The sequence below is a fragment of the Escherichia sp. KS167_9B genome (assembly GCF_030295215.1).
In the GTDB taxonomy this organism is placed as follows: Bacteria; Pseudomonadota; Gammaproteobacteria; order Enterobacterales; family Enterobacteriaceae; genus Escherichia; species Escherichia coli_F.
Window position 1 is genome coordinate 1,302,787 of record NZ_AP025754.1, and the last position, 23,771, is coordinate 1,326,557.

General features: G+C 51.0%; 25 protein-coding genes, 4 pseudogenes and 1 other annotated feature. Of the genes and pseudogenes, 10 read left to right on the top strand and 19 right to left on the bottom strand.

Annotated features, from left to right (window positions below; translation table 11 throughout):
* Nucleotides 1-71: 71 nt before the first annotated feature.
* The 4 genes and pseudogenes from QUE34_RS06385 to tnpB (QUE34_RS06400) form a co-directional block, all read right to left on the bottom strand.
* Complete coding sequence (locus QUE34_RS06385) at nucleotides 72-248, bottom strand: hypothetical protein (protein ID WP_000136079.1); 177 nt, start codon at nucleotides 246-248, stop codon at nucleotides 72-74.
* A 137-nt stretch (nucleotides 249-385) separates the two neighbouring features.
* A pseudogene (locus tag QUE34_RS06390) lies at nucleotides 386-628 on the bottom strand (IS30 family transposase); the annotation flags it as partial.
* Nucleotides 629-666: 38 nt separating this feature from the next.
* Nucleotides 667-2,205, bottom strand: coding sequence for an IS66-like element ISEc8 family transposase (locus QUE34_RS06395; RefSeq protein ID WP_000998048.1), 1,539 nt, complete (start codon nucleotides 2,203-2,205; stop codon nucleotides 667-669).
* Nucleotides 2,206-2,254: 49 nt separating this feature from the next.
* Nucleotides 2,255-2,602: an IS66 family insertion sequence element accessory protein TnpB gene (gene tnpB / locus QUE34_RS06400; RefSeq protein WP_000612591.1), complete on the bottom strand. Its 348-nt coding sequence runs from the start codon at nucleotides 2,600-2,602 to the stop codon at nucleotides 2,255-2,257.
* A 165-nt stretch (nucleotides 2,603-2,767) separates the two neighbouring features.
* Between tnpB (QUE34_RS06400) and QUE34_RS06405 the strand changes: the two genes are divergently transcribed.
* Nucleotides 2,768-3,981 (top strand): IS3 family transposase gene (locus QUE34_RS06405; RefSeq protein ID WP_394295875.1). Its coding sequence is split into 2 segments (ribosomal slippage): nucleotides 2,768-3,056 and nucleotides 3,056-3,981, totalling 1,215 coding nucleotides; the frame shifts between segments, so codons are not numbered across the junction.
* Nucleotides 3,049-3,165, top strand: a sequence feature (AL1L pseudoknot). Its footprint overlaps the gene before it by 117 nt.
* Nucleotides 3,982-4,023: 42 nt before the next feature.
* Here the strand turns inward: QUE34_RS06405 and QUE34_RS06410 are convergent.
* Nucleotides 4,024-4,140, bottom strand: a pseudogene (locus tag QUE34_RS06410) (complement resistance protein TraT); the annotation flags it as partial.
* Nucleotides 4,141-4,564: 424 nt separating this feature from the next.
* Here QUE34_RS06410 and QUE34_RS06415 point away from each other — a divergent pair.
* The gene (locus QUE34_RS06415) at nucleotides 4,565-4,828 is read left to right on the top strand and encodes a type B 50S ribosomal protein L31 (protein ID WP_000803992.1); all 264 of its coding nucleotides are present in this window, start codon (nucleotides 4,565-4,567) and stop codon (nucleotides 4,826-4,828) included.
* Between the two features lie 301 nt (nucleotides 4,829-5,129).
* Nucleotides 5,130-5,270 (top strand): Hok/Gef family protein, encoded by a 141-nt coding sequence (locus QUE34_RS06420; RefSeq protein ID WP_001135715.1) that lies wholly within the window; start codon nucleotides 5,130-5,132, stop codon nucleotides 5,268-5,270.
* A gap of 484 nt (nucleotides 5,271-5,754) precedes the next feature.
* Here QUE34_RS06420 and QUE34_RS28545 read toward each other — a convergent pair whose 3' ends face one another.
* From QUE34_RS28545 to tnpC (QUE34_RS06435), 4 genes and pseudogenes are all read right to left on the bottom strand, one after another.
* A complete protein-coding gene (locus QUE34_RS28545; RefSeq protein WP_001303895.1) occupies nucleotides 5,755-6,096 on the bottom strand; it encodes a colicin E1 family microcin immunity protein in 342 nt (113 codons plus the stop codon).
* A 45-nt stretch (nucleotides 6,097-6,141) separates the two neighbouring features.
* Nucleotides 6,142-6,813, bottom strand: coding sequence for a hypothetical protein (locus QUE34_RS06425; RefSeq protein WP_000397130.1), 672 nt, complete (start codon nucleotides 6,811-6,813; stop codon nucleotides 6,142-6,144).
* Nucleotides 6,814-7,832: 1,019 nt separating this feature from the next.
* Nucleotides 7,833-8,006 carry a hypothetical protein gene (locus QUE34_RS06430; RefSeq protein WP_000097913.1) on the bottom strand — a complete coding sequence of 58 codons (174 nt, stop codon included), beginning with the start codon at nucleotides 8,004-8,006 and terminating at the stop codon, nucleotides 7,833-7,835.
* A gap of 339 nt (nucleotides 8,007-8,345) precedes the next feature.
* A pseudogene (tnpC, locus tag QUE34_RS06435) lies at nucleotides 8,346-9,083 on the bottom strand (IS66 family transposase); the annotation flags it as partial.
* 67 nt (nucleotides 9,084-9,150) lie between these two features.
* Here tnpC (QUE34_RS06435) and tnpA (QUE34_RS06440) point away from each other — a divergent pair.
* The 3 genes from tnpA (QUE34_RS06440) to QUE34_RS06450 are packed head-to-tail and all read left to right on the top strand — an operon-like array spanning nucleotide 9,151 to nucleotide 11,567.
* Nucleotides 9,151-9,576: an IS66-like element accessory protein TnpA gene (gene tnpA / locus QUE34_RS06440; RefSeq protein ID WP_000435663.1), complete on the top strand. Its 426-nt coding sequence runs from the start codon at nucleotides 9,151-9,153 to the stop codon at nucleotides 9,574-9,576.
* On the top strand, nucleotides 9,573-9,923 hold the full coding sequence (gene tnpB / locus QUE34_RS06445; RefSeq protein WP_047082742.1) for an IS66 family insertion sequence element accessory protein TnpB: 351 nt from the start codon (nucleotides 9,573-9,575) through the stop codon (nucleotides 9,921-9,923). The genes tnpA (QUE34_RS06440) and tnpB (QUE34_RS06445) overlap by 4 nt, the downstream gene beginning before the upstream one ends.
* A gap of 30 nt (nucleotides 9,924-9,953) precedes the next feature.
* On the top strand, nucleotides 9,954-11,567 hold the full coding sequence (locus tag QUE34_RS06450) for an IS66-like element IS682 family transposase (RefSeq protein ID WP_000088522.1): 1,614 nt from the start codon (nucleotides 9,954-9,956) through the stop codon (nucleotides 11,565-11,567).
* A 30-nt stretch (nucleotides 11,568-11,597) separates the two neighbouring features.
* Here the strand turns inward: QUE34_RS06450 and tnpC (QUE34_RS06455) are convergent.
* The 10 genes and pseudogenes from tnpC (QUE34_RS06455) to QUE34_RS06500 all read right to left on the bottom strand — a co-directional run.
* Nucleotides 11,598-12,428 (bottom strand): annotated as a pseudogene (gene tnpC / locus QUE34_RS06455) (IS66 family transposase); the annotation flags it as partial.
* Between the two features lie 81 nt (nucleotides 12,429-12,509).
* Complete coding sequence (gene tnpB, locus QUE34_RS06460) at nucleotides 12,510-12,851, bottom strand: IS66 family insertion sequence element accessory protein TnpB (protein WP_000957248.1); 342 nt, start codon at nucleotides 12,849-12,851, stop codon at nucleotides 12,510-12,512.
* The gene (gene tnpA, locus QUE34_RS06465) at nucleotides 12,838-13,167 is read right to left on the bottom strand and encodes an IS66 family insertion sequence element accessory protein TnpA (RefSeq protein WP_000042916.1); all 330 of its coding nucleotides are present in this window, start codon (nucleotides 13,165-13,167) and stop codon (nucleotides 12,838-12,840) included. The genes tnpB (QUE34_RS06460) and tnpA (QUE34_RS06465) overlap by 14 nt, the downstream gene beginning before the upstream one ends.
* 260 nt (nucleotides 13,168-13,427) lie before the next feature.
* Nucleotides 13,428-13,895, bottom strand: coding sequence for a tellurium resistance protein TerW (terW, locus tag QUE34_RS06470; protein WP_001176766.1), 468 nt, complete (start codon nucleotides 13,893-13,895; stop codon nucleotides 13,428-13,430).
* A gap of 17 nt (nucleotides 13,896-13,912) precedes the next feature.
* On the bottom strand, nucleotides 13,913-15,121 hold the full coding sequence (locus QUE34_RS06475; protein WP_000506898.1) for a DUF4236 domain-containing protein: 1,209 nt from the start codon (nucleotides 15,119-15,121) through the stop codon (nucleotides 13,913-13,915).
* A gap of 10 nt (nucleotides 15,122-15,131) precedes the next feature.
* Nucleotides 15,132-16,088, bottom strand: a complete 957-nt coding sequence (locus QUE34_RS06480) for an HpcH/HpaI aldolase/citrate lyase family protein (protein ID WP_000797372.1) — start codon at nucleotides 16,086-16,088, stop codon at nucleotides 15,132-15,134.
* A complete protein-coding gene (locus QUE34_RS06485; protein ID WP_001182418.1) occupies nucleotides 16,088-17,167 on the bottom strand; it encodes a cysteine protease StiP family protein in 1,080 nt (359 codons plus the stop codon). The genes QUE34_RS06480 and QUE34_RS06485 overlap by 1 nt, the downstream gene beginning before the upstream one ends.
* Before the next feature lies 1 nt (nucleotide 17,168).
* Entirely contained in the window at nucleotides 17,169-17,942 is a 774-nt protein-coding gene (locus tag QUE34_RS06490) for an HAD family hydrolase (RefSeq protein WP_001040060.1), read from the bottom strand.
* A complete protein-coding gene (locus tag QUE34_RS06495; RefSeq protein WP_001280118.1) occupies nucleotides 17,935-19,077 on the bottom strand; it encodes a phosphoribosyltransferase domain-containing protein in 1,143 nt (380 codons plus the stop codon). The genes QUE34_RS06490 and QUE34_RS06495 overlap by 8 nt, the downstream gene beginning before the upstream one ends.
* Nucleotides 19,078-19,086: 9 nt before the next feature.
* The gene (locus tag QUE34_RS06500) at nucleotides 19,087-20,145 is read right to left on the bottom strand and encodes an ATP-grasp domain-containing protein (protein WP_001035166.1); all 1,059 of its coding nucleotides are present in this window, start codon (nucleotides 20,143-20,145) and stop codon (nucleotides 19,087-19,089) included.
* Nucleotides 20,146-20,467: 322 nt separating this feature from the next.
* Between QUE34_RS06500 and QUE34_RS06505 the strand changes: the two genes are divergently transcribed.
* From QUE34_RS06505 to terC, 4 genes are read left to right on the top strand one after another with little or no spacing between them, the layout of a single operon-like run.
* On the top strand, nucleotides 20,468-21,049 hold the full coding sequence (locus tag QUE34_RS06505; protein WP_000254140.1) for a TerD family protein: 582 nt from the start codon (nucleotides 20,468-20,470) through the stop codon (nucleotides 21,047-21,049).
* On the top strand, nucleotides 21,049-22,206 hold the full coding sequence (locus QUE34_RS06510) for a TerD family protein (protein ID WP_001054789.1): 1,158 nt from the start codon (nucleotides 21,049-21,051) through the stop codon (nucleotides 22,204-22,206). Before QUE34_RS06505 ends, QUE34_RS06510 begins: the two co-directional genes overlap by 1 nt.
* A gap of 22 nt (nucleotides 22,207-22,228) precedes the next feature.
* A complete protein-coding gene (locus QUE34_RS06515; RefSeq protein ID WP_000007449.1) occupies nucleotides 22,229-22,684 on the top strand; it encodes a tellurite resistance TerB family protein in 456 nt (151 codons plus the stop codon).
* A 22-nt stretch (nucleotides 22,685-22,706) separates the two neighbouring features.
* Nucleotides 22,707-23,747, top strand: coding sequence for a tellurium resistance membrane protein TerC (gene terC, locus QUE34_RS06520; RefSeq protein WP_000255079.1), 1,041 nt, complete (start codon nucleotides 22,707-22,709; stop codon nucleotides 23,745-23,747).
* The last annotated feature ends 24 nt before the right edge of the window (nucleotides 23,748-23,771 follow it).

A 23,771-nucleotide genomic window follows, 5' to 3' on the forward strand; every position in this document is an offset into this window, starting at 1 on the left:
TGTTGTAGTATCAGGCTTTTCATCGCTTTAAAATGACTACCGGCAGTGAGAACGTCATCAAAAATAACAATCTAGGGCCTGCACCCTTCCAGTAATTGTTCATCCAGTTGGTAGTTTGCCATAATCGCTTCTGGTAAGGGCCGGTTTGTTGCGGTATGAGAGGCTATTGTTGATACGTTTTGCACAACCAGTTCCCAGAAATCCAGCCATGGTTCGTAGGTTTGCGCAATTCGCAGAATTTCTGTCATACGGTCATCGTAAGCGGCATCTGTACGGCATTTGGATGGTGGTACGGGAACAAATGTGTATTCCTCAAGATTACCGATATTTGATATGAGCATCTGAGCAACATACTCAATAGCAGCCTTTTTATAGTGGTAATCAGGCTACGAAAGTACAGCGTTTTATAAATTGTCTCAGGTGATATTCGCAGCGTTTTTTGACGTGGTTTTGTTCGCCTTAACCATCCTGATATTTGCTCTGGAGACCATTTCATCTCCAGCTTTTCCAGAACAAGCTTTCGCAATGGTAAATTTTGATCCAGTAAGCACGGTTTTGGCCTTTTCGCCATTCTGTTGGCTCGGTTATTAGCATCAACAGCTTTGTAATAGCGTCTGCCCCGATTACGCGTAAGCGTACAGCGAGGGCCGTATTGACGGGGATGTGTTATTCAGCTGGCAGTGCTATGCGCCACGGAAGCAGTTCGCTGACCCGGTTGACCGGCCAGTCTGCTATGACGCCAAGCACATGGCGAAGGTAGCTTTCTGGATCCACGTCATTCAGTTTGCACGTCCCGATCAGGCTGTACAGTAGCGCTCCCCGCTCACCACCATGATCAGAGCCGAAGAACAGGAAGTTTTTACGACCCAGACTGACCGCCCGCAGGGCATTTTCAGCGATGTTGTTGTCGATTTCCACCCAGCCATCGTTCGCATAGTACGTCAGTGCCGGCCACTGGTTAAGTGCGTACGCGAACGCCTTCGCCAACTCTGAGTGTCGCGACAGGGTCTTCATCTTTTCACGCAACCAGCTTTCCAGGGATTTCAACAACGGTTTCGTTTTTCGCTGACGTTCAGCAAGCCGCTGCTCTGCCGGCATTCCCCTTATATCCGCCTCTATGGCGTACAACTGACCGATCTGCTCCAGGGCTTCTTCCGTCAGTGCTGACGGGATGCGGACGTGCACATCGTGGATCTTTCGGCGGGCATGAGCCCAGCAGGCAGCTTCCGTTATCCCACCATTGCGATACAGCTCGTTGAACCCGGCGTACGCATCCGCTTGCAGCACACCGCTGAAGCAGGCAAGATGAGTCTGCGGATGGATGCCTTTTCTGTCCGGGCTGTAAGCGAACCACACTGCAGGTGCCAACGCTGACCCTGCATTGCGGTCATCACGAACATACGCCCACAACCGCCCGGTCTTCGTCTTCTTATTACCCGGCAGCAGTACCTGGACCGGGGTATCATCGGCATGGAGTTTGCCGTCAGTCATGACATAGCCATGAAGCGCCTCTTCCAGCGGAGACAGCAGCCGGCAGCATGCATCCACCCAGCCCGACAGCAGTGAACGCCTCAGCTCCACACCTTGCCGGCCGTATATTTCTGACTGGCGATACAGCGGGGTGTGCTCTGCATACTTCGAGGTCAGCACGCGGGCCAGCAGCCCCGGTCCGGCGATACCCCGCTCGATGGGCCGCGAAGGTGCAGGTGCCTGCACGATGGCATCGCACTGAGTACAGGCATGTTTTTCCCGTACCGTCCGGATAACCCGGAAGGCGCTACGCATCAACTCCAGCTGTTCGGCGGTATCCTCGCCCAGATAGCTCAGTGAACCGCCGCAGTTCGGGCAGCACGGCGCCGCAGGCAACAGTCGCTTTTCGTCACGGGGTAGTGATTCAGGGAACGGCTTACGGGTGCGGGTCTGACGCAACGGACGCTGTACTGCCGGGTCATACACCCTACCAGTCAGCGTATCGCTCTCTTTCTGAAGCCGGTTCAGATCGGCTTCCATTTGTGCGATACGGCGGGAGACTTTTTCGGAACGACTGCCGAAGTTCATCCGGCGGAGTTTATCCAGCTGCGCCTGCAGATGGTCTATTTCGCGCTCCCGGTTGCTCAGCTTTTCCTGCAGGGCGTGGATCAGCGCTTCCTGTTCGGCCAGGCGCTGTTTCAGCAGGAAGATGTCGTCAGAAGAGATGTCGTTCATAAGCCCGTATTTTACCGGGCTTATTCTGTGACAACCAGGATAAAGAGATTTACAGCATGGTCAGGGAGGTCAGCAGCCGCTTAGGCTGTCGCCAGTCGATACCTTCCAGCAGCATCGCCAGCTGCGCCTGCGTAAGGAACACTTTGCCATCACGGGCTGACGGCCAGGCGAAGCGCCCACGCTCCAGCCGTTTGGTCAGGAGGCACAGTCCGTCACCGGTGGACCACAGCAGTTTAACCTGACTGCCGCTGCGGCCCCGGAAAATGAAAACATGGCCGGACATGGGATCGTCTTTCAGCGCCGTTTGTACTTTCGCAGCCAGGCCGTTGAAGCCATTTCTCATATCGGTGATACCGGCAACCAGCCAAATTTTGGTCCCGGAAGGTAACGGGATCATCGCTTCAGTTCCTGTATCAGCAGAGTCAGGAGCTTTTCGCTGACATTGCCATTGAAGCGGAGCGTCCCGTGCCGGAACGTTACCTCACAGCTGATACTGAGGGTTTCCGGGTGAACCGCCCCGGGAATCCTGGAGACTAAACTCCCTGAGAAAGAGGTAAACAGGATGACTAAAAATACACGTTTTTCCCCCGAGGTCCGTCAACGGGCAGTCCGTATGGTTCTGGAAAGTCAGGGCGAATATGACTCACAATGGGCGGCAATTTGTTCCATTGCCCCAAAGATTGGCTGTACACCAGAGACTCTGCGTGTGTGGGTTCGTCAGCATGAGCGGGATACCGGGGGCGGTGATGGTGGACTCACCACCGCTGAACGTCAGCGTCTGAAAGAGCTGGAACGTGAAAATCGTGAACTGCGCCGCAGTAACGATATCCTTCGCCAGGCTTCCGCTTATTTTGCGAAGGCGGAGTTCGACCGCCTCTGGAAAAAATAATGCCACTGCTGGATAAGCTGCGTGAGCAGTACGGGGTCGGACCGGTATGCAGTGAGCTGCATATTGCCCCGTCAACGTATTACCACTGTCAGCAACAGCGACATCATCCTGATAAACGCAGTGCCCGTGCTCAGCGCGATGACTGGCTGAAGAGAGAGATACAGCGCGTATACGATGAAAATCATCAGGTGTACGGTGTGCGTAAAGTCTGGCGCCAGTTGTTACGCGAAGGTATCAGGGTGGCCAGATGTACAGTGGCGCGCCTCATGGCGGTTATGGGACTTGCCGGTGTTCTCCGGGGTAAAAAGGTCCGTACTACCGTCAGCCGGAAAGCCGTTTCCGCAGGCGACCGCGTAAACCGTCAGTTCGTGGCAGAACGTCCTGACCAGCTGTGGGTGGCTGATTTTACTTACGTCAGCACATGGCAGGGCTTCGTCTATGTGGCGTTCATCATTGATGTGTTTGCCGGATGTATCGTGGGGTGGCGAGTCTCATCGTCTATGGAAACGACATTCGTGCTGGATGCACTGGAGCAGGCGTTGTGGGCCCGTCGGCCGTCCGGCACAGTCCATCACAGTGATAAAGGTTCTCAGTATGTATCACTGGCCTATACGGAGCGACTAAAAGAAGCAAAACTGCTGGCATCAACAGGGAGTACAGGTGACTCGTATGACAACGCGATGGCGGAGAGCATCAATGGTCTTTACAAAGCGGAGGTAATACACCGTAAGAGCTGGAAAAACCGTGCAGAAGTGGAACTGGCCACACTCACGTGGGTGGACTGGTATAACAATCGACGATTGCTGGGAAGGCTGGGTCATATCCCTCCGGCAGAAGCAGAAAAAGCTTATTATGCTTCCATCAGAAACGATGATCTGGCAGCCTGAGTTCACAGATAAAACACTCTCCAGGAAAACCGGGGCGGTTCACATCTGGGTTTTTACTTCCAGATTTCGTTTTTTGATCGCTGTGCCCATGGCTCCACATCCTGAAAGAGCCAGCGCAGAGCTGACCAGTGCAATCATCATAACTTTTTTGGTTTTCATTTAATGCCCTTCTTATCCGACAGGTTTATGGAAGACAGAGAAACCGCCTTTACGGTATATTTTTTCAGCGGGCTTCTCAAGTATGTTAAAGGATACAGGTAAAAACAGCGGGATCAGATACGTCGGGTAAACGTTTATTTCATAAGAAGTTTTTAGGTCAGAATAAAATAATGGGTGTTGTTATATTATCAGATGATGATTTATGTGAGCGCGTTACGGATATTGCACATGAGGTTAAAGGAGAGAGCAAGCCTCCGCAACGGCTCGCTTCTTATTTAATGGATTTTTTCGGGAAGTCCAGTTTATAATTATATAACATATTGTAATACTGAAAGAGAGTGAGGTTATAAGAACAGACAGTTGAATCTGACCGTCTGAATATGTACCTTTATGCGGAATTTTCACTTAAAGGGGGAAAACTGTTGTGAAACCGAATATCCATCCGGAATACCGTACAGTAGTATTTCACGATACCAGTATTGATGAGTACTTCAGGATCGGTTCGACGATCAAAACTGACCGGGTAATTGAACTGGATGGTGTAACTTACCCATATGTTACAATTGACGTTTCTTCTAAGTCGCATCCGTTTTATACAGGTAAACTGAGAACTGTCGCTTCAGAAGGTAATGTTGCACGCTTTACCCAGCGTTTTGGGCGTTTTGTTGATGCGAAAAAAGGTGGCTGATTTTGCCGCCAGGGTGCGTTTGACAATTTAAAAACGCACCAGACAGAGAGATCCTGCACCTGAATATACCGTTAGCCCGTCCCACCGGGGCGTGTGCAGATGATCTCGTCACCGGAAGATTGCGGACCTCTCTGAAAACCAGTACATTACGCGCGGGTGCCTTTCGGCTGACGGCTGGAAGGATTACCTGAAGGCCGGATGTGGAAAGGCCCCGAGTCAACTTAAACGTTAACCCGAGGCCCTGACCATCTACCTTCAGCAAGTGGAAGGTTAGCGCCTCTCTGTAAAAGGAGCAAGTGCTATGCCGCAAAAAACGATCATTGTGGGCATGTTATGCCTGACCATGTTGCTGACCGTCTGGGTGTTACACGCATCACCGTGTGAATTCAGGGTAAGCTTCATGTGGTCGGAAATTGCGGCGTTCTTGCAGTGTAAACCGTAAGAAACCGCAGCGGGGACAACAGTCCCCGCTATCCGGTTGCCAAAGGTTCGGTCGAAAGTCGCACCCTTGCACACAAATCACAAAGAAAAAACAAAAGTCCGCAGTGTAAAAACTGTGGGCTTTTTTATTCGCATCCCGAAAGTGTGGTAACAGCGTGGGGGCACCAAAAAAAGCCCCATAAAATGGGGCTGAAGATTCTGTAAGGAATTTCACAGCAATGAGATTCCTGCTTTCTCCAAGGATATACGTGTCTTCAGGCTGAATCAATGGGGGCGTGGCTCTGAATCCACCTGCGATTAAAACTTGCACAATGCCGGGAGTTGAGTTAGAAAAGTACAGGGCGCGATATCCGGCTTATTTTGTTGCTGTGTTTTGCCTCGTGCTGGATGTCGCGTCCACCGTTTTTCTGATGATTCATATGAAATGGTACTTTATTGATTTACTGCCATTCTGATTTGCCTTTTTATGTTCATTATTGCGGTTGTCACTTCCAGTTTCTGGTGATGTTTTGATAAAAGTGAAAGAATAAAACGATAATTGCAGAAGGTATTGCTAAAACTATACATATCATTATATAAACAAGATGAAAATGATATATACCATAAGACCAGAAAAGAGGTTTTTTCCAGAATGATATGGATGTGTATTTTAGTGTGATTGTTTTTGTCAGGTATATTGAACAAGGAAGGGCCAGGCCACTGAGTATCAGAAATAAGTCAACTTTTATCGATGCTTCTGTTGGTGTGTCATATATCAGATGCAATATGGATATTATAATGGGGCACATTCCCCACAGGATATTTTTGAAATAGAATTTCCGGTTCATATGTTTATGCTCTTTTGTTTTATCTCGGGAATTGTCTCTTTTTTTTTATTCCTGAACATTTTCGTTGTTTAATAACCATGGGGTATTATGATTATCCTTTATTTTTGATATGTAATTGTCAATAGTGGATTTCGTTTCATTATTGTGGTTATAGTAATCATGAAGAGTGCAAAACACATCATCTTTTATTGTGGCGATTAATGGGGGTTGGGTGAGGTTAAAATATAAAGAACGATTGCTTAGTGTCCTGAAATGAATTTTTTCGCCAATGACCAGATCGGTGTTTATTATATTGTAGCCTATTTCAATTATATTGTTTGATGGCATGTGTAATACATATATGGGATATTTGTTGTGTTTTTCTATTGAATAATAAATAAAATCAGGCACAGACGTCTGTTTTAGTTTTTTTTGCATCTTTCTTATATGTCGTGACATTAATATCATTTTCGAGAGAATGAATAAGAGTCTAAAAAAGAGATTAAATACTATATTCAGTACTATCAGAGTAACAAACAGGCCAACTCCCCATAGTTCTGAAAATATATTGTCATTGTAAATATACTGGAATGTATATCCGGCTGATAAAAATGCCAATATATATAACGCTATGTCTGTTTTGTTTAGGTTTTTTATTAGATCGGTTATTATTGATTTTAAGAATAAGATGGTAATAAGACCAGTGATAACCCAGAAAAAAATAACGGAAAATTCCATAATTATACCTTTATCGTGTTTCTGGGGTGGTAATCTATCATTGTGCTGATATGTGTGTAAATACATGCATTATCTGTTTCTTATATTCTTTTTATGAAGTTACTGATTAATTTATATTAGAACATCACATTCATAATGAAATCAACATGTTCATATGGTTGGGTTGACGGCAGATTTCCCTTTTTGTTAACCTGTATTTGCATTAACTGTCGCTTTTGCGACCAGCCAATGTTCCAGCAGTCTGAGAGGGACGCCTTCGGGTGACTGCCAGCCAATGTTTCAGCAATCTGAGAGAAACGCCTTCGGGTGATTGCAATATCCTCGTAGCCTGAAAGAGGATGCCTTTATGGTGGTACATCCGTTTAGCCTCTGGGAACGGATATCACTACGGTGATTGAGGTACGTTGATTTTTCCTTCGGATTACCGTGGTGCTTCCGGACAACCGGACTACTGTGTATTCCCGGCAGACTGGCATAAAAACGCCTTTAAAATCTGCGTCTTAAGATATTTTCTGACTTTCCGCATGCGCTTCTTATGACTGTGCGCACGGCATAAGACCATTTGAAATTTGGTCGCTTGCGTGTGCATGTGGAGTTTGAAGCTGTGCGGGCGTCACTTTCGTCAGCGTTAAAGCTGACAAAGTGACGCTCGCACGTCTACTCAACGAACCCGCATAAACTGGCTCTTTACGAGATGTTTTTTAACATTTGAAGAAGTGACCAGACGTGAACGTTTTTTTCAACCTCATTCTGTATCGTACTGGCGCTTCTCCGGACTGACTTACTGAAAGCTTCGTACCAACAGAATCGCATTGTTTTTTAAGGAGTTTTATGTAGTGAGATACCGAATCGGCGATATGTCTGACAGGCAGATATATCGGGGGCGACCTTTAAAGGTACAGTTAATTCTGCGGTCGGTTAGCCAAACCGACTTGACACCCCGCTAAACCTGAACTGATTGCGTTACCCTGACGCACAGGTACTCACTCACCGAAGGAACGTAACTACAAACCGTGTCGTCAGTAATATTCCGGCGAACTCATATTGACGCGTTTTTCGGGCGCATCATCAGCGATGCATACGAATGATCGCAGTCTGACGATGGTTGATTTATTCTGTTGCGCCGGGGCGACCGCCAGGCTGGTATCGGAGGCGGGTTCTGAAGAACTGAGGTATTGTTCCGGCGAACTCATATTGACGCATTTTTCAGGCGAGCCACTGGCAGCGCATACGATTGATCACCGTCTGACGATGGTTGATTTATTTTGTTGCACAGGGGCGACCGCCAGGCTGGTATCGGAGGCGGGTTCTGAAGAACTGAGTCGGGTAATTGCGTCAGGTCGCGAAGTACTGACACGGGTACTGATGGCAGGTGATGAAGTACAGCCCCGGGAATGGCTCCGGGCTGATTCAGGTTCTGACTCACTGTCAGCCCGCGTGGTCGCTGCTCTGGCTCATTTCCTGTCGTCAGGCGTTCAACTCCCGACTGCGGGTTATGGCCCGCTGCACGAACACCTGATGGCAGGTATCACTCACCCGGAGAAGGTAAATCCCTCAAGGGGCAGCAACTCTTCCAGTCGGTCTTCCGGCCACTCCGGTAGACGCGTCAGAACGTCTGTCAGCCAGGCATGCGGCTCCAGACCATTACGTTTTGCCGTTTCCAGAAGGCTCATTATCTGTGCCGCGCGGTTCCCGGCCATCAGTGAACCGGCGAATAACCATGCTTTCCGCCCCATGACCACCGGGCGGATAGCACGCTCGCAGATATTGTTGTCCAGGGGCACGGCTCCGTCACTCAGGAAGCAGCTCAGTTCATCGCGCCGGTTCAGGATATAATTAATCGCTTTGTTTAGTGGTCCGTCGGGCGGACAGCACGGCTCCTGCTCTTCAGGCCAGGCAAACAGGTCATTCACTATCGGCCGGGAATACCGTTGTCGCCATTGCCGTATTTTTTCCACAGGACGTTCACGGATGAACTTCTCAATGCGATAAAGACCCGCGATTTTTCTCAGCGCCATGGCTGCACGGGGCTCCCTGCTGGCCTTATACAGATTTGCGAAACCGCGCCTTGCGTGGCTCCAGCAACAGGCAGATGTAATACCGGGGTCATTATCCGCCAGAGATTTGTACACGCTGTATCCGTCACTCACCAGCGTACCGCCACACCAGCCCTGCAGCCAGGCCTCAGGATATCTGAGGGCCCGTCCGGTCTGCGAGTCAAAACAGACGACCGGCGGACCGCTTCTTTCTCGTAAGCGTAAACTGACCGCCGTATGTAGCCATTAAGCCAGTATTGGTAACGTAGGTGCCCACCTTTTCAACTAGTGGACACCTGTTATGGAACAGAAAATATTATCCTCAGAACCCCGCAGATCATTTTCAAATGAGTTTAAACTTCAAATGGTTAAACTGGCTTCACAACCAGGAGCCTCTGTTGCCCGTATTGCCCGGGAACACGATATCAATGATAACCTCCTGTTCAAATGGCTCAGGCTCTGGCAGAACGAAAGGCGTATATCGCGGCGTCTTCCGGTAACAACCTCTTCTGGCGCTGGCGTTGAATTATTACCTGTTGAGATAACGCCTGATGAGCAGAAAGAGCCTATGGCGGCTCTTACTCCGCTTTTATCCACTCCTTCACAAAGCACAGTCAGTGCCAGTTCCTGTAAAGTTGAGTTCCGCCACGGTAACATGACGCTGGAAAATCCTTCACCAGAGCTGCTCACGGTGTTGATCCGTGAACTGACCGGGAGGGGACGATGATCTCGCTCCCATCAGGCACTCGAATCTGGCTGGTTGCCGGCGTTACTGATATGCGTAAATCCTTCAACGGTCTGGGAGAACAGGTACAACATGTGCTGGATGAGAACCCCTTCTCCGGTCACCTGTTTATCTTTCGCGGCCGACGGGGTGACATGATTAAAATTCTGTGGGCTGATGCTGATGGTCTGTGCCTGTTCACCAAACGTCTGGAGGAAGGCCAGTTTATCTGGCCTGCGGTGCGTGACGGTAAGGTATCCATTACCCGCTCGCAGCTGGCAATGCTCCTCGATAAACTGGACTGGCGTCAGCCCAAAACATCCCGCCTTAATGCACTGACAATGTTGTAAAAATGTCATGGCCGGATTATAAAAACGGTCATGAGTCGGAAATACCTCATTCGTATCACTGAGCTGGAAAGGCTGCTCTCTGAGCAGGCTGAAGCCCTCCGTCAGAAAGATCAGCAACTGAGTCTGGTTGAAGAGACGGAGGCCTTCCTGCGCTCTGCACTGGCACGTGCCGAGGAAAAGATCGAAGAGGAGGAGCGGGAAATAGAACATCTGAGGGCCCAGATAGAAAAACTGCGCCGGATGTTGTTCGGTACCCGTTCTGAAAAACTGCAGCGTGAGGTTGAACAGGCTGAGGCCCAACTGAAACAACGCGAACAGGAAAGCGATCGTTACAGTGGGCGTGAGGATGACCCGCAGGTTCCCCGCCAGTTGCGACAGTCACGTCATCGTCGTCCGTTACCGGCACATCTTCCCCGTGAAATACACCGTCTGGAGCCTGAAGAAAGTTGTTGCCCGGAGTGTGGCAGTGAGCTGGATTATCTGGGGGAAGTCAGTGCTGAGCAGCTGGAACTGGTGAGTAGCGCCCTGAAAGTGATCCGCACTGTTCGGGTAAAAAAAGCCTGTACAAAATGTGACTGTATAGTTGAAGCGCCAGCGCCGTCCCGCCCGATAGAGCGCGGCATCGCGGGCTCCGGATTACTTGCCCGCGTGTTAACGGGAAAATACTGCGAACACCTGCCACTGTATCGTCAGAGTGAAATCTTTGCCCGCCAGGGCATCGAACTGAGCCGGGCATTACTCTCCAACTGGGTTGACGCATGTTGTCAGTTAATGACTCTGCTGAATGATACCCTGTACCGTTACGTGATGAACACCCGCAAGGTTCACACTGACGACACACCAGTAAAAGTGCTGGCACCGGGCAGAAAAAAGGCAAAAACAGGACGCATCTGGACGTATGTCCGGGATGACCGGAATGCGGGCTCATCAGAGCCACCGGCGGTCTGGTTCGCCTACTCACCAGACAGGCAGGGAAAACATCCGGTACAACACCTTCGTCCCTTCCGGGGTATCCTGCAGGCGGATGCGTTCAGCGGTTACGATCGGCTGTTCAGTGCAGAACGTGAAGGTGGTGCACTGACAGAAGTTGCGTGCTGGGCCCATGCCCGGCGAAAAATCCACGATGTATACATCAGCAGCAAAAGTGCGACGGCAGAAGAAGCCCTGAAGCGAATCAGTGAACTGTACGCCATCGAGGATGAAATACGGGGATTACCGGAGTCAGAGCGTCTTGCCGTCAGGCAGCAGCGAAGCAAAGTGTTACTGACGTCACTGCATGAATGGATGGTGGAGAAGAATGGTACGCTGTCGAAAAAATCCAGACTGGGCGAAGCGTGCAGCTATGTACTGAATCAGTGGGATGCCCTCTGTTATTACAGTGATGACGGTCTGGCGGAGGCGGATAATAATGCTGCGGAAAGAGCGCTTCGTGCAGTCTGTCTCGGAAAGAAAAACTTTATGTTCTTTGGCAGCGATCACGGCGGCGAGCGTGGAGCACTGTTGTACGGGCTGATCGGCACCTGCCGTCTGAACGGTATCGATCCGGAAGCGTATCTGCGCCATATCCTGAGCGTACTGCCAGAATGGCCTTCCAACCGAGTTGATGAACTCCTGCCATGGAACGTAGTACTCACCAATAAATAAGCGTCAATACGGTGCTCCGTTGACGCTTACTCTTTCTCCGCTGACGTAAGCCCACAGCCAGCCGGAGCAGGATTTACCGCCTTTCCGGGTATCAAGGAGCCTCAGGGACGTTTCATCTGCATGAATAACATCCCGTGTCAGAAGCTCGTGGCGTAACAATTTTGCCAGCGGGGCCAGTGCAGCGCCAGCAACACCGACCATATCCGCCATTGTACTGACGGGGAGCTCCACCCCCATTCGGGAGAAAATGTGCTGCTGGCGATACAGGGGCAGATGGTCGGTATATTTGCTGATGACAACCTGTGCGATGACCGATGGCTCAACAGCACTTTTCGGAAGGATATGTGCCGGCATTTTTCCGCTGAACACTTTCTCACAGCAGGGACAGCTGTACTGCGGGCGGATATAGCGGTTGACCACGACCTGTGCCGGAATATATTCCAGCTTCTCGCTGACTTCATCGCGAATGAAGTGCAGGGGGGCATCACAGTCAGGACAACGTTCCTCAGCTGGCGGGATAACCTTTTCAGCACGGGGAAGAGGTGAAGGCAAGGGCTTACGAACAGGACGTGTTGTTGTTTTTTCTTCGTCCCCGGTCTGAGGAAGCAGTTTGTCCAGATGCGCCGAGATTTCTGCGATATCCGCGTCAACATCCTCTTCGAACAGGGAACGCTGCATCCCGGCCAGCGATTCGCATTTTTTACCGAAACGCTGCTGGCGTGCGAGCTTCATCTGCTCTTCCAGGATGCGGATACGGTTCTGAAGTTCTGCATTCTCAGCCATGACTTTTTGCACCATGGCAATTGCCAGAGCGCGAAGCTGTTCAGGGTCACTGGTGGTACTGAGAAGCGAGATATCCATGCGGTGGATTATATGACATCACGCATGGATATTCATTATATTTCATTGAGTTATTGCGTTGCTCTGAGCATCTTCGGGTTCTTACTGGTATACCCATTTTGCCAGGTCATGCCCTTTCACCTGTTGCCAGTCAACCCCAAAGACCAGCCAGTGAAACTCATCCTGTGTGAGATGCCATGTGGCATCACCTTTCCGGGGCCAGCGGAAGCTTCCCCGGTGCAGTCGTCGGGTACACAGCCATACGCCATGTTTGTCCCACCGGAGAACTTTTATGCGGGAGCGGACTTTATTGGTGAAGACAAAAGCAGCACCGTCATGCCATGCAGCGTTAAGTTCGTTCTGGACGTACTGTGTCAGTGTGTCGATACCCCGGCGCATATCGACGGGTTTTACGACCAGGAATACGTTATCAGGCGTCAGCATGGCGAAGAGCCCGGAAAACATCGGTTAACTGAGAAGGCTGGCAGCACATCCGGATACCACCGGGCAGGAAGAGAGTGACAGGCTCATCCGACAATGGTCTGCCATCAGTCATTCCGGAAGAGCCAGATACTGAAACAGGAATAATTTCTGGTGCTCTGGCTCGTTTTTCGGCTTTTGCGACATCCTGCGGCCACTGGCGCAGGGATTTAAACGGAATGTCGTAAAGTTCACAGTACTGTTCACGGGTAAGGCCGCTGGCGCGCCATGCGGCAACGTGATGTTTTTTCTGATCAAGCGTCCATCGGGGTTTTGACATTGATTATCTCCGGTAAGTTGGTGAATGGATGTCGGTAATGCTAACTGACTGAAGATCCCTGTGAAGATGACTTCCCCGTAACGACACCAGGATGCCAATCAATGAGCGGAAGCATGCCAAATCGTGATCGATTGTGATGCCAAACAGTGATCGGAAATGGATGCCAAACCATGATCGATTCAGATGCCATTTTGCATCACGCCAATACAGAGGTGAAATATGACAAAACCGGAGTTTTCACCCCGGTCTGAGATTTAGCGTCAGGACTTTTTAGCGCTGTATTCTTTTATCAGTTCATCAACGGAGTGCAGAGCCAGCTTCTCTACCGCTTCACTTCGGGTCGAGTCACTCAGCGCAGCCAGACGGTCAATTTTTCTTAGAATCCGCATGCGTAGCGATAATGACACGGCTGTTTTTTTATCCTTATCGAGTACGACCTTCCCTGTGGACTCACCGGTTTTCAGTTCAGCATTCTGTGCGAGCGCTTCATTCATCCGGCGGAGGGTCTTTTTATCCAACTGGCCCGGATTAACGAGATGATAGGAATGACCTGCCTTGCTGTATTTGATCTCCGCAGAATATGACTCGCGTAGCTCTTTGAGGGCCCGGGTTAATGTCGGCTCAGAGCATTCCAGACTGGTTATAATGTCGGCAGCGGAAACGGGCTTGCCGGTGCCCAGTAAGTTGGCAAGCTTAAAAATCCGGGCCTGTCTGGTATTTAATTGCATCGTAAGATTTAGCCTGCTTAAAGGGTTAGTGGTTCAATAGGCTGAAAAATGAAGGTACTGCTCATCTTTCGAATAACCGGTTGATCGCCTAACGCTTCAACCGGATCAATGTGTTTTATGCCTGCAAAATTTACTGACGACATCTGGCTGCGAGTGCATTTGCAGGACAGGATATACTCATCCTCCAGATAGCCGGTCCGCTTACTGACCCGTTGCGTAAAGCCTGACACAATCACGTTGTCGAAAGGTAGCGTATGTAAAACGATACCGACCAGGCGGAACAAGCAGCCATGGACGTGGTGGGCATAGTTTTCGCGTACGGCTTTTTGCGTCATGGCTTTTTCCGTCAGCTCCGTTCCCCGGGCATTAACGCCGTAAATCTTATCAGGGAAATCTTCAATCTCAGCTAAATCAACGTCCAGCAGGACTGCTGATAGCTCCGGCTTTACTTCAAATGCAACAAGCGTTTCACGCGGCCATTCAGTTTCTGCCAGCACACCCGCCAGGTATGATTCGAAAAACGCGGCGTCTGTCCGGAACTGCTGCCGGGCATCTGCCTGAGCCGTGGCGAGCCGTTTTTCATGTTCTTCAGCTTCAAACTTCCAGTTTGCATACTGTTCGGCCCAGGCCGTCCGTTGTTGCTGGTACCGGTGCTGTCGAAGGGTATTCTCACGCTCCACATCAATCAGCTCCTGCTGCCACCGGCGAAGATTTTCGGCGTGGCGCTCAGCTTTAGCTGATTCCGATTCAAACCATTTACCCAAAAAACTAATGCCTTCGCTCTCGGCAGGCTTTTCCGGCAATACAAGGTAGTCTGGCTTTTCTGGACGCACCGGTGCCGGAACCTGAAAAGGCGACGTTCTGTTATGCAGGTATACTGCTTCCAGCTCTGCCCAGCTGATGCCTGTTTTTGGATCCGGCGTCAGCTCGTGAATATTACGGATTGCGGTTACCGCTGACATGAGTTCAGCGGCTTTCTGCTCAAGCGCCTGTCTGAGCCCCGGGTCGGTTGCCGTCCGGTTTTCACCTCTGGAACGCGCGGCCCGGTCAAGCCGGGTACGGTAACTCAGCCCGGTACCGGGCAAGCCCAGATTGGCATAGGTCCCCCGGCTACCAAAAGAAACGGAAGCACCTCTCGGCCCGACACTCAGGCTCGGTGCACCGTTACTCAGGTTGAGGCGAACGCCAGGAATAATGTTGATCGACTTTCTGAACCTGAACCCCATTATGATTTCCTTAATGATGCTGGGTCACGGTAAGTAATCTGATTCCATCAGCGCTTTGCTCGTTCTGTAACCCATAAAAACGAGCCCTGTCCAGAATGCCAGCCGCCCAGCGGCGATGTGTGGCGGGTTCACACATTGCTCCCTGCGACTTAAACACGGCCTGGGTAGAGTTCAGGATCCGCAGAGCGTCAGAATGCTCACCCTGAGTGACCATCAGCGCGTTTTGAATGACCTCTATCTGACCCGGGTGAATGGCCGTTTTCCCAACAAGCCCGTGTGCCATATCAAGAGCCAGCTCTCTGGCCATAACGGCATGATCGTCAATATGCTCACATACAGGCGCGGTCAGGGCAAAATCACGCGGGCCGAAGACCGAAACGAGCATTTTGATGACGTAGCCCATCGGGCTGTCATACAGCGTCAGGTCCCGGGGACGGCGAAGCGACACAACGTTCATAAGATCGTTGCCGCCGATTCGAAGCGCAATAATGCGGTCGTGGCAGGGATGTTCCTCCAGACGGGTAGCCAGCTCGCGCATCTGAACCACGTCAAAGACATCTTCTGTTTCCAGCGTTGGCATCATGCACAGGTGAGTCCCGACCATGATATCCCACCATTCAGCTAACGAACTGAGGGTAAATTTAGGCAGCACAAACCCGTCGACAGCGGAAAGATCATAATGCGCTTTTAACCATCTGCCCATTTCGGCATGCCGGGGGCGAATGAACACCAGAGGCCAGTCATTTTTACCCAGGCTACTCATGCTGTTACTGAGCTCGTGCAGCAGGTGCTCCAGATTTTTGAGGGCGACGGGGATGTCTGCTTCACTGACAGCATCCTCCAGGCAAATCACCAGAGAGCGCAAGCCCGGGATTTTCCCGTGCAGGACGGCATCAGCAATATCTTCCCGTGTTGCAGGCATGTATAGCGTGGCTCCCAGATTCCAGGGAGAAAGACGATTTTTCATCAGAGTACCTTCTTGATAATGGTTACAGCCCGATACTGGCCGAGGGTTCCCCCCATTTCTGTAACAACTATTCCCTTTTCACGAGCAAGCCCTACAAGCAAGGCAACGTCCGGGTCGTCAATAGAACGCACAAATACATGGTCCGGTACCCGACGTAATACAGCCCGGGTTGCTTCAGCAATACCGGGTTTAATACGATTGACGCTGTCCACTTTAAATTCATCGGCCAGGAACGCGATAACGTCGCGACTTGTCTGCCATAAGACCCGGGCTGATTCCGTATTCCAGCTCAGGGGAGCGAGGGATGACGGTGTTAACTTCTTACGGAAATGAGCGACGGTATCGGCAAGCATCCGGCTGCATTCGAATTCACTGAGATGCTCGCAAACCATGCACCCGTGTAATCCTTCAGAGGACCATACTGACCGGGAGATCAGGCCTGATACCGGCGCCCCCATGATGCCAAAAGGAATGAGCCAGTCATCATCACTGGCTGCAAGCCAGGAGCAGCCACAGGGATCGGCCAGGACAACCAGTCGCGGCTGCTCAGGATAGCCCGGGCGATCTTTCAGTGCGCGTACAAGCTCTCCGGTAATTGCGCCTTTACCTGTCCATCCGTCAACAAAGACAATACCGCTGGTACCATGCCGCTCTTCAATGACGTCGAGGGCTGCACCGTCAATTCCACGATCCCGGATAATGCTGATACCGTAATGCCATGAGGTTTTCCCCATGTCACGCAGGGCCTGGTGCAGCATAACGCCGAGCGGAACGCCAGCCCTGACAAGACTGGCCAGTACAATGGGCTCATCACCGAAGCGTTCGGCCAGAGCAATAGCGAGCTGTGTGACTTCTTTTGCAAGCCTCTCTGCGCCCCGATCCAGCGCCCGGTGAAACAAATCAAGATGCCATTGTGTAGGCGCTGGCTCCTGGCTGAGCATGTCCGAATAATGTTTCTTCCCGGACTGAATCAGTTCTTCTTTTTTCTCAACCGGCGTCATCTCAATGACAACCGGCTTTAGCAGAAATTCCACGTCACCGGGCTGGTATGAGCCGGTAAATGTTTCATGTGGCTGCATTTTAATTTTCTCCAAAAATTCGCTGTGAAATGGCATCTGCAAACTGACTCTGACGCGGGATGCCAAACCAGCTGCACAGTTTCATAAAACGATGATCGCTCAGGCTGTCGCCCAAACCAATTACGGGGAAAACTCCTCGTTCAGCCCGAAGTTTTTCAAGCAGCCAGCTGACTGCCAGCCCTTTCTCAACCGGGGTGGGAAGCCAGGCCACGTTATTACTGTTGCGGTGGATGTAGAAGCCCTCGGTCGGAAACACCGTTTCTATCTCATCTGCAATGGCATTGAGCTCGTCAAGGCGGGTGCTGTCGCGGTGTTTCATCACCATATAAACCGCCGTTTCACCGTATTCGAAGTTCAGCCTTGCCCAGGCATTGATTCCTTTTGCGTCCATCATTTCAGTGATCAGACGCTGCATCGATGTCAGCTTTTCCTGGTAGGGAGCCAGCTGGCCGAGCATATGGGCCTTCCACTCCTCGTCGGGTTTGCCTTCAGGCGTGAGAATGACGGCCCCGTGCGTTGTGATTGCCCAGGAGTGGAAAGGGATCCGTACGCGGCTGATTTCTTCAGTTCCCCGTGCGGTAACGGGTATGAGTTCAGCCTGCTCCAGGAGCCAGTCCACCAACATGGACTGTTCTTCCGTCATAAAGCTTCGTGGATTCAGGGTGCGATCAACGGCACCGGTACGGAATGGCTCCAGGGCCAGCTCGTCCACCATTTTACGACGGGTCTGAAAGAGCGTGTCGTCAAGGTCGCTCAGAACAACGGGTTTATTCATAGGTAACAATCTCCACGACGGGCGCAACCTCAGCCAGCGCTTTAAGAAGCTGCGTGTCAATACTTTCTGCGGGTGTCTCAGTACACACAAGAATGCGGTCAAACTGCTGGTGGGCGACGTTATAGACAAAATTGGGGATGCCCAGCCCGTAGTTATCCGTAAAGGAAATGGCGGACTCAATGGCATAACCAACGGCGACAGGGGAGCGGGTGGTCGATCCATAAAATGCCTGTGCTCCGGCAGCTTCGAGCCGTTCAGCAAGCAGGAACGGCTCCCAGACGAATTCCCCGGTCCCGAGAACCAGAATACGTTCCCCCTTGTGGACGGAGACCTCATGGCCGAGATCGGCCGCAGGTGCGAGCATCCCCAGTCGGCCCCATGACTGTTTCCCCTGGATGTCCCATTCTCCTCGTGAAGTTACGTTGACTTTCGGCATGTCCGGGACAGGTGCATCAGGTAATGGGGTCCATCCCCACTGACCGCTTACAAGCGAAACCGAAGTGACGGGCAAGGGGGTGCGCTCCGACAGGGCATTGCCACTCCAGTCGGTCAGCGTTACGGCGATAACCTGTTCAATATGTTGAAGCTTGCCGGTATTACGCAGGGCAGAAAGCAGGTTAATAAAGGTATTACCGGTGGTTGCCTCGTCATCAATCAAAACCAGCGTTCGTGCGTTGGTAACACGACGTCTTTTCTCTTCATCATCTGGCAGATAGATCAGATGATCGGTGGCGTGGCTGTGTTCTTCCTTGAACTCGCAAAGCAACGTGCCATCAACCGGGTGACGGGTAGAGGTCAGATAGACAGATTCACGATGCTGGTGGCGCACTTCATCAAATACACCGGCCCCAAGCCCAACGGCGGTTTCAGCCATACCGATAAACAGTACGGGTCCTGTCAGTGTCGAGGGGAACTGGCTGGCAAGCTGTCTGTAGGCCTGCCGCATGACTGAGGGTGGCACGGGAATGTGCCTGCCGAGTACTTTGCTGACAAACAGAAAGGCGCGTTTCGGGTTACGTCTTTCAGCGATGTCAAACAGGTCATCGAGCGAAACTTCACCCTGGTCACGGGTTACCTGAATCGTACCGCATGAGAGGGTACGGCGATAAATCATATCTTCGAGGATATCAGACATAAATACGCCTTAATTCAGAAGGTTAGAGAGTGATTCCGGGTATGCAATTACATCCGTAATGGATCTCACCGCAACCGGAGAAAAGGTGTTTTTAGCGCTCTGGCGTACCATATCTTCAGACATCAGACCGAGCTTAAAGGCAGCAAATAACCCAGGAAGGTTCACACCGCTGTGAAGGGTATAACCCACCCCCCCTGACGGACGCATGTTGGTTTCAAGCAGCACCGGGTTGCCATTCACATCGTTTCGCGTCTGAACATTCACCAGCCCGTCGGCCTTCATAACACGGGCGCAGTCACACGCCAGTTCCCAGGCGCTTCCTTCGTTTACCAGATACTGGATAGCCCCTTCCTTACGGCGTCCCACGGCTGCGAGTATTTCGCCCTTATCCGCGAGGATATCGACGGAAAATTCCGGGCCTGGCAGGTACGGCATCAAAACAAGGGGTTTAAACGACTCAGCAGCTGATGCTGCTGCAATATACTGTTGCGGACTGACCAGACGATGTTCGGGATGATTAAAGACGGCCATAGGCGAAGCACTGTCATCAAAGCGCCAGAATCCCATGCCATAGATACCCGTCACCGGCTTCACGCATACCGGGCTGTCAGTGAACGGCGGGGCCGCGAGGTGTGTCTTTAATTCTGCCAGCGTATTCACCCGCCAGGATGGTACGACCGGGAGACCCTTTTGCTCCATAAACTGAGCAAAAGTAACTTTTTCGTCAGCCAGAGTTAACCAGTCGACGCCCGTTGCACCGGTAGTAAGGGTGGCACCGGTCGGTTCAATGGCTGAACGGTGTTCTTCAAACCACTGGCTGTTACGGCCAGTATGAATATGGTGGATGCCGTAGGTCTGAATGGTTTCCTGGATAAACTGAAGACGTTTTTGAGGATCTTCAGGTTCAGTCAAAGAATAATCGGCAACGGAAAGGATTTCATTTCTTTCGTTACGGTGGGAGGCAAAAACGGTAATGGCAAAATTATTTTTTTGTGCAAATGATTTTACCCCCTGAATAATATCTCGCTGGGAGGATAAACCTTCCATAAACCAAATTTTCTTGTTCATTTTTTTTAATTATCCGGAACGCCATGCAAATTTATGATTGAGAAGTGAGTCTATGAGTGACTAAGCTACATGTCAATCATAATATGATTAATAACTCCTGTGGTTATGGAGTGCGTCAGTGTTTTTTGGATTCCTTATAACACATTGATATTTAAATTAAAAATAGAAAAACTAACACCCTGAAAAGGATTTCTTTTTGTGTTTTTACAGAAAACCACAAAAATTTCCCTTGTCAGAGAACTTCATCATGATATGATTTTCTTCGTCAGTTACTAAATATACCTTTGATTGTCTCGGTCATTACCATTTTAAGGAATAAAACATGGTTTCATTAGTTAAGAACCAGACGGTATCACTCAGCAAAGAATCATCTGCATTAAGCCAGCTTCATTTCGGTCTCGGTTGGGATCCGGTTAAGAAAAAAGGTCTTCTTGGAGGATTGTTTGGAGGCAACGACTCAATCGATCTCGATGCTGGCTGTGTATTAATGGACAGCACAGGTAAAACAATTGACACCATCTGGTTCCGCAAACTGAAATCCACCTGCGGCGCTGTTGTGCACAGTGGCGATAACCTGACCGGTGAGGGTGACGGTGACGATGAAGTGATTAAGGTCAACCTCTCCCGCCTGCCTGCAAACGTTGAATACCTGGCGTTTACGGTAAACAGCTTCCGTGGTCAGTCGTTCAATGACGTCGAAAACGCTTTCTGCCGCGTTGTCGATCAAACCGGCAAAGAGCTGGCTCGCTACAAGCTGACTGAGCAGGGCTCACATACCGGGATCGTTATTTCTTCGCTGCGCCGTAATAACGGCAACTGGGACTTTACCGCCCTTGGCCATGCCTGTCGCGGCCGCACAATTGACGATATGCACTCCGATATCGTTTCAGCGGTTATTCGCTAATGAACCTGACGCCGGGGGGCAATGCCCCCGTTCCAGCCCAGGAGTTGCGGGTCCGGATCACCTCGGGCGGCCAGGTGGATGCTTCGGCGTTTCGCCTGTATGCCGACGGGAAGGTGCAGGGTGATGCGGACATGGTGTTTTATGGTCAGCCACGTAACGATGATGGTACCGTCAGCCTGGTCAGTGAAGGCCAGTACTCAACCTTTACTGTCGCGCTCAACCGGCTGAAACCTGATGTCCAGAAAATTGCGTTCACCGTGACCTGTGACGGTGGGCAGACGGTGTCCGGTCTTCGTAATCTTTCCATCGACGTGGAGCAAGGGGCTACCGGCCTGGTTAGCGGCAGTGTCGAACTGAGCGGCCGTCAGGAAGCAGCCTTAATTCTGGGGGAATTTTACCGTCGTAATAATGACTGGAAATTCCGCTTCGTTGCGCAGGGGTTCAACGGTGGACTTAAACCGCTGGCAGAGCATTTCGGCGTAAATATTGCCGACGAACCGGCTCCCGCAGCCCCAACTCCTCCGGTTGTAACCCCTCCGCCAGTTGAGACAAAAATCAGCCTGAGCAAGGTATCGCTGACAAAAGAGAAGCCTGCAATCAGCCTGACCAAACGGGATAACTTCGGTGAAATCCGGATCAACCTGAACTGGCACCGGGGCAGTAGCAAATCAGGCTTTGCAGGTATGTTCGGCTCCAAAGGAATCGACCTGGATCTGGGGGCCTTTGTTGAGCTTCAGGACGGGTATAAATCGGTCATTCAGGCGCTCGGTAATGCATTCGGTGATTATCGCGATGAACCGTATGTTCAGCTCAAGGGCGATGACCGGACGGGTGATGTATCAGACGGCGAGTGGCTGCATATCAATGGACGTGAATGGAAGCATATCCGCGAAGTGCTGATTTACGCCTTTATTTATGAAGGTGTTCCCAGCTGGGACAAGACTGATGGTGTAGTCACCATTCATGTGCCGGATCAACCGCCCATTGAGACCCGCCTGACCGAAGGTGAGAACCGTCGCACATTGTGCGCCATTGCCAGACTCGTAAACGAAAACGGCGCAATTAAAGTCGAGCGAATTAACCAGTACTTCAAAGGCCAGGACGAAATGGACCGGGCATTTGGCTGGGGATTTCGCTGGAGCGCCGGTTCTAAATAACACAGCAACAAAGGAAACAGGTATGAGCTTTTTCGACAAAGTTAAAGGTGCCATTAACTCAGGCCGTGACGAACTGACCCGCCAGGTTGGCCGTTTCAAAAACAAAAAATTCATGCAGGGCACCGTTGCTGTATGTGCCCGTATTGCCGTATCGAGTGACGGCGTAAGTTCGGAAGAAAAGCAGAAAATGATGGGCTTTCTGCGCTCTTCAGAAGAGCTGAAGGTCTTCGATACCAATGAGGTGATTGAGTTCTTCAATAAACTGGTTTCAAGCTTCGATTTCGATGTTGAAATTGGCAAGGGCGAAACCATGAAATACATCCTGGCGCTGAAAGATCAGCCTGAGGCCGCTCAGCTGGCCTTACGTGTTGGTATTGCCGTTGCGAAAAGTGACGGTAACTTCGATCAGGACGAGAAACTGGCCTCCCGCGAGATCGCTATCGCGTTGGGCTTCGACCCGGCTGAATTTGGCCTCTGATCCACATCCCTAAGGGTAAAATATGGTTTCCACACACATCGGCTTCCCGACTGAAACGGTCATTGTTTTTATTGCGCTTTCAGTCGGTGCCATCTTTATTGACCTGTTTATGCACCGTGATGACAAGCCAATCTCGCTGAAGAGTGCTGCGCTCTGGTCCGTATTCTGGGTTGTGGTTGCGATGGCATTTGCCGGTTTCCTCTATATCCACCACGGTGCTGAGGTTGCCAGTCTGTTTGTCACGGGTTATGCGCTGGAGAAAGTGCTGTCGGTCGATAACCTGTTCGTCATGATGGCAATCTTCTCCTGGTTCGCCGTTCCGGATCGTTATCGCCACCGTGTTCTCTACTGGGGGATCATTGGTGCCATCGTCTTCAGGGGCATCTTTGTCGCCATCGGTACGAGCCTGCTGAGTCTGGGGCCGTACGTTGAAGTTGTCTTCGCTATTATCGTTGCCTGGACGGCGGTCATGATGCTTAAAAGCGGTGATGACGATGATGAAATTGAGGATTACTCCCAGCATCTGGCTTACCGTATGGTTAAACGCTTCTTCCCTATCTGGCCGAAGCTCAGAGGGCATGCCTTCCTACTTAACCAGAAGGAAGTGGATGCTGAACTGGCGAAACCAGAAAACAGCGATGTCACCATTGGCCGTGGTAAAAAAGCGGCGCTGTATGCGACCCCGCTGTTCCTGTGTGTGGCTGTGGTTGAACTCTCGGACGTAATGTTCGCGTTTGACTCGGTACCGGCAATCATTGCCGTCAGTCGTGAACCGCTTATCGTCTATAGTGCCATGATGTTTGCTATCCTGGGTCTGCGTACTCTGTATTTTGTCCTTGAGGCACTGAAACAGTACCTGGTTCATCTGGAGAAGGCCGTTATCGTGCTGCTGTTCTTCATCGCGGCAAAACTCGGCCTGAATGCGACCGATCACATCTGGCATCATGGTTACAGCATCGCGGCAACAACCAGCCTGTATGTTGTACTGGGTGTACTGGCGCTGGGCATTCTCGCAAGCGTCATGTTCCCGGGCAAACCTGAATCTGAGGAAAAGGGGAGTTAATCCCCTTAAGTGTTAACCTGAACA